The sequence below is a fragment of the Kitasatospora sp. NPDC059722 genome (assembly GCF_042733235.1).
Classification (GTDB): Bacteria; Actinomycetota; Actinomycetes; order Streptomycetales; family Streptomycetaceae; genus Kitasatospora.
On sequence record NZ_JBHWGD010000207.1, the window covers coordinates 1 to 4,933 of the forward strand.

General features: G+C 73.0%; 7 protein-coding genes. 5 read left to right on the forward strand and 2 right to left on the reverse strand.

The genetic code is table 11. The features are described 5' to 3' along the window. The first annotated feature begins 7 nt into the window (after positions 1 to 7). Both ACFV4F_RS42270 and ACFV4F_RS42275 read left to right on the forward strand, forming a co-directional pair. The gene (locus tag ACFV4F_RS42270; protein WP_380511147.1) at positions 8 to 1,180 is read left to right on the forward strand and encodes a cytochrome P450; all 1,173 of its coding nucleotides are present in this window, start codon (positions 8 to 10) and stop codon (positions 1,178 to 1,180) included. Between the two features lie 54 nt (positions 1,181 to 1,234). Then, positions 1,235 to 1,594 carry a nuclear transport factor 2 family protein gene (locus tag ACFV4F_RS42275; RefSeq protein WP_380435301.1) on the forward strand — a complete coding sequence of 120 codons (360 nt, stop codon included), beginning with the start codon at positions 1,235 to 1,237 and terminating at the stop codon, positions 1,592 to 1,594. A 49-nt stretch (positions 1,595 to 1,643) separates the two neighbouring features. Here the strand turns inward: ACFV4F_RS42275 and ACFV4F_RS42280 are convergent, their stop codons facing one another. Further along, positions 1,644 to 1,892: a hypothetical protein gene (locus ACFV4F_RS42280; protein ID WP_380435302.1), complete on the reverse strand. Its 249-nt coding sequence runs from the start codon at positions 1,890 to 1,892 to the stop codon at positions 1,644 to 1,646. 190 nt (positions 1,893 to 2,082) lie between these two features. Then, the gene (locus ACFV4F_RS42285; protein ID WP_380435303.1) at positions 2,083 to 2,328 is read right to left on the reverse strand and encodes a hypothetical protein; all 246 of its coding nucleotides are present in this window, start codon (positions 2,326 to 2,328) and stop codon (positions 2,083 to 2,085) included. 238 nt (positions 2,329 to 2,566) lie between these two features. Between ACFV4F_RS42285 and ACFV4F_RS42290 the strand changes: the two genes are divergently transcribed. From ACFV4F_RS42290 to ACFV4F_RS42300, 3 genes are all read left to right on the forward strand, one after another. Further along, entirely contained in the window at positions 2,567 to 3,445 is an 879-nt protein-coding gene (locus ACFV4F_RS42290) for an endo alpha-1,4 polygalactosaminidase (protein ID WP_380435304.1), read from the forward strand. 67 nt (positions 3,446 to 3,512) lie between these two features. Then, positions 3,513 to 4,235 carry a molybdopterin-dependent oxidoreductase gene (locus ACFV4F_RS42295; RefSeq protein ID WP_380435447.1) on the forward strand — a complete coding sequence of 241 codons (723 nt, stop codon included), beginning with the start codon at positions 3,513 to 3,515 and terminating at the stop codon, positions 4,233 to 4,235. Next, complete coding sequence (locus ACFV4F_RS42300) at positions 4,219 to 4,824, forward strand: cytochrome b/b6 domain-containing protein (RefSeq protein WP_380435305.1); 606 nt, start codon at positions 4,219 to 4,221, stop codon at positions 4,822 to 4,824. Before ACFV4F_RS42295 ends, ACFV4F_RS42300 begins: the two co-directional genes overlap by 17 nt. Positions 4,825 to 4,933: the final 109 nt, after the last annotated feature.

Consider the following 4,933-nt stretch of genomic DNA (forward strand, 5'->3'; position numbering starts at 1 on the left):
GGCTCCCATCACTTCCACCGCCACTGGCCCCGCCCTCCCCCCGCTCCACCGGCTCACCTTCGCCCCCGCCCTGCCGCCCCGGCCGACCACCCTCGCCGACGGCACCCCCGCCTGGCTGGTCACCCGCTACCACGACGTCCGCAAGGTGCTGAGCGACCCGCGCTTCACCCGCGACGACCTGAACGCCGTCGGCAGCGACGGCCGCACCGCCGAGGCGACCGGCAACCCGGCGTCGATCTTCAACTTGAACGGCGCCGACCACCGCCGGCTGCGCCTGACCGTCCAGCGGGCCTTCACCCCGCGCGCCGTCGAATCCTGGCGTCCGTGGGTCGCCGAGGCCGTCCAGCGCGCGGTGGACGACCTGGTGGCGGGCGGGTCGCCGGCGGACCTGGTCGCCGCCTTCACCCGGCCCGTGCCGTTCGCCGTCACCAGCCGGCTGATGGCCCTGGAGGGCGTCGACGAGACCCGGCTGCACCGCTGGTCCCTGGCCCTCCTGGCCGAGGGCGATCAGCGGAACGACTCCGCAATGGACGAATTCACCTCCTATGCGGCCGAGTTGATCGCCCGGCGGCGCCGCGCACCCGGCGACGACCTGGTCAGCAGCCTGGTCCGCGCCGCCGACGAGGACGGCGGCATCCCTGAGACCTGGCTCGTCTACCTGGTCTGCGGCCTGGCGGGCAGCGGCAACGAGAGCATCACCGGCGCCCTCGGCAACGCCTTCGTCCACCTCCTCGGCGACCGCCCCTCCTGCTGGCCCCGCCTCGCCGACCCCGCCGTCGCCGAACGCGCCACCGAGCGGCTCCTGCACCACATCCCCCTCGGCGACGACGACGCCACGACCCGGCGCGCCGTCGAGGCGGTCGAGCTCGGCGGGGTGCCGATCCCGGCCGGCGCGGTGGTCGCCGTCAGCCTCAACAGCGCCAACCGCGACGGCGCCGTCTTCCCGGACGGGGGCCTCGACGCCGACCTCGCCGCCCCGCTCGCCGCCCCCACCCTCGCCTTCAGCGCCGGCCCGCACTACTGCCTGGGCGCCTGGCGGATCCGCCTGGAGATGTGCGAGGCCCTCCACCGCCTGGCCGCCGCCCTCCCCGGCCTGCGCCTCGCCGACCCCGGCGCACCGATCGACTGGCAGCTCGGCGGCACGACGCGCAGCCCGTCGCACCTACCCGTGGTGTGGTGACCGGATCGTGGAATTGCGCGCGACCGCAGCGTGGTTGTCGTACCGTCCGGGACCATGGACCTCGAATTCGCCACCCGCTTCGCCCAGGACTGGGCCGCCGCCTGGAACTCCCGCGACCTGGAGCGCATCCTCGCCCACTACACCGAGGACGTCGTCTTCGCCTCTCCCAGGATCCTGGAGATCATCGGCGACCCGTCCGGCGAGGTGCGCGGCAAGGACGCCCTGCGCGCCTACTGGGCCAAGGGCCTCGACCACCTGCCCGACCTGCACTTCACCGTCGAGGACGTCCGCGCCTCGGTCGACACCCTCGTCATCAACTACCGCAACGAGCGCGGCCAGGCCGTCGCCGAGGTCCTGACCTTCCGCGACGGCCTGGTCTGCCGCGGCTTCGGCGCCTACGGCCCGGCGGCGTGACACGGCGGAGCACCCCGGTCGCCCGGGGAGCTCCGCCCTCACCCGCAGGTCAGATCCAGATGACGTAGCGGTCCTCGAACTCCCCGCCGAGGCAGAACTCCCGGCGCTCGCGGATGTCGGTGGCCACCCAGCCGCCACCCTCCTCGCACTGCAGGGCGGTGACGGGCGGCTCGGTGTGCCGGACGTGTGCGGCGTGCCCGGCGGCCCCGGCGTGCTCGGCGGCGAAGGCCGGGCCGCCCATGGAGACGGCGACCGCGGCGAGGAAGGCGGCGGCGGTGATGCGCTTGGAAATGGTCATGCCCGGCCAACGATCCTGCCCGTCCACGGTCACCGCCGCGTCACGCGGTCGTGGGCCGGCGGAGGTCCCCAGCCATCTCCGGAGCGCTATCAGAGGGCGCACCAATCGGGTGCCCCCGGCCCCCGGCCCCGCCTCCCGCCGGTGCCCGCCCCCGATGGTCCGGGCACCGACGGGCCGTCGGATCAGCGGATCAGCTCGCCATGCACTTGGCGTACGCCTTGTTGGCGCGGCGCAGCGCCCCGCCGTGGGAGTAGCCGTTCTCTCGGTAGTGGTAGTAGGTGACGGTGAACTCGACGTCGCAGTCGGCGGCGCCGGCGAGGGCCGCCGCGTGCGTGCCCGCCGGTGCGGCCTCCGCCGCTTGGGCGGCGCCGACGCCCGAGAGCACGACGGCCGCGGCGAGACCGCCGACGACCAGGGAACGGTGCAAGCGCTTCATCAACTGGGCTCCTTCTCAAGGGGTTTGACGTGCACCGTCATTCTGCGGCGGCGGCCGTGGCCGTTCCTATCCCAGACTTGTGGGAAGGGTTCCCGACTGCTGCAGTGCCGATTGATCGGGCGTGAACGGAGCATTAAGCGTTCATTGGGATTCGGTCCCGGGCCCCCGTGCGGGGCCGAGGGTGATCCACTGCCCGGTAAGGTGAGCCTCAGTGCCACCACCCCCTTGGAGACCGACGATGTCCATCAGCCCTGTCCGTCGCCGGGTCGCCGCGGCGCTGGCCGTCTCGGCCGCGGCCGCGCTCGTGCTGTCGTCGTGCAGCTCCTCGTCCGACGGCGGGGACGACTCCGGCTCGGACAGCTCGACTACGGCCCCCGCCACCGGCCCGTCCCTGCCGCCGCCCACCAGCGTCACCCTGCCGCCCGAGCACACGGGCTTCGACTACCAGATCTCCTCGCCCTACCAGCCCCCGGCCGGGGTGCAGGTGGTCAGCCGCGACCACGGCGCGGTGCCGGCCGCCGGGCTGTACAACATCTGCTACGTCAACGCCTTCCAGGCCCAGTCCGGCGCCGAGAAGGACTGGGAGCCGGACCTGCTGCTCCGCGACGGCGGCGGCAAGGTCGTCTACGACACGAACTGGAACGAGGCCCTCCTCGACGTCCGCACCGACGCCAAGCGTCAGCGCATCGCGGCGAAGGTGAACGGCTGGATCGACGAGTGCGCGGCCAAGGGCTTCAACGCCGTCGAGCCGGACAACTACGACAGCTACACCCGCTCCGACAACCTGCTCACCGCGGCCGACGTCGAGGCGTTCCAGACGGTGATCGCCGCCCACGCGCACGAGAAGAAGCTCGCGATCGGCCAGAAGAACACCGTCGAGCTGGCCGGCGACCGCCAGAAGGTCGGGCTGGACTTCGCCGTCGCCGAGGAGTGCGGCGAGCAGGACGAGTGCAACGGCTACGTCGACGCCTTCGGCGACCGCGTCTACGTCATCGAGTACACCGACAAGGGCCTGTCGAAGGCCTGCAAGGGCTGGGGCGACAAGCTGAGCATCGTCCGCCGGGACAAGAACGTGCTGCCGCAGGGCAAGGCGGGCAACGTCCGCAAGACCTGCTGAGCCCGGATGTGACGAAACCCTGACGACCGGGCTGCGCCCCTGGTCAAGACGGGGCGGACCTGGTCGAATCGGCGGCGTGGACAGTACAGCGCACAACGGGAAGGGCACCCCGGTCGGCCGCCGGGTCGTGCTCGGGCTGCTCGGCCTCGGTGCGGTCGGCGTCGCCGCCGGGCCGTACCTGCAGAAGGCCCAGGACACCGTGGCCGGCAAGGACCCGACCGGCCTGACCGGGCTCCTCCCCGGGGGCGGCGGCTTCCGGTACTACTCGATCACCGCCTCCGTCCCCGAGCGGACCGCCGAGACGTACACCCTGAGCGTCGACGGCCTCGTCGACCGCCCCGGCACCTTCCGCCTCGCCGAGCTCCAGGCGATGCCCCAGCGCCGGATCGTCCACGACGTGCAGTGCGTGACCGGCTGGCGCGTGCCGGACACCCCCTTCGAGGGCGTCCCGCTGTCGCACCTGCTCGACGCGGCCGGCGTGCGGCCCGGCGCGCGGGCCGTGCGGTTCAGCTGCTTCGACGGCGCCTACACCGAGAGCCTCACCCTCGACCAGGCCCGCCGCGACGACGTCCTGGTCGCCCTGCGCATGCAGGACGCCCCGATCTCCCACTCCCACGGCGGCCCGGCCCGGCTCTACGTCGCGCCGATGTACTTCTACAAATCCGCGAAGTGGCTCTCCGGCATCACCGTCACCGACGCGGTGCAACCCGGCTACTGGGAAGAGAACGGCTACGACGTCGACGCCTGGGTCGGCCGCTCGAACGGACGTGACGATGCACCGACCTCCTGACCTCCTGCGCCGCTTCACCCGCGCCGAACGCTGGGTCCACCGCGTCACAGCGGCCCTGATGCTGGTCTGCCTCACCACGGCCGCGTTCCTGTACGTGCCGCCCCTGGCCGAACTCGTCGGCAGGCGACGGCTGGTGGTGACGATCCACGTGTGGTGCGGCCTCGCCCTGCCCGTCCCGCTGCTCCTCGGCCTCGCCTCCCGCGCCCTGCGCGCCGACCTCTCCCGCCTGAGCCGCTTCACCCCGACCGACTGGGCCTGGCTGCGCGCCCTGCGCTCCCGCGCCGCCGACCGCCCGGCCGGCAAGTTCAACGCGGGCCAGAAGCTCTACGCCCAGTGGACCCTCGGCGCGATCCTCGTCATCGTCGGCACCGGCCTGCTGATGTGGCTGACCCACCTCGCCCCGCCGTCCTGGCGCACCGGCGCGACCTTCGTCCACGACTGGCTGGCCGCCGCGATCGCCGTCGTCACGATCGGCCACATCCGCATGGCCGTCCGCGACCCCGAGGCCCGCCTCGGCATGCGCACCGGCCTGGTCGACCGGAGGTGGGCCGCCCGCGAACACCCGGAGTGGGACCCGGAGCGCACGTAGGGCGTGTCTTTCGGATCAGCCCGGGTGCCACGACGCCAGGGCACGCGCCTCGCTGCGTTGTCGTCGGTCGCCGATACTCCGCATGGACTCCCTCCTCCGCCTTGCGATG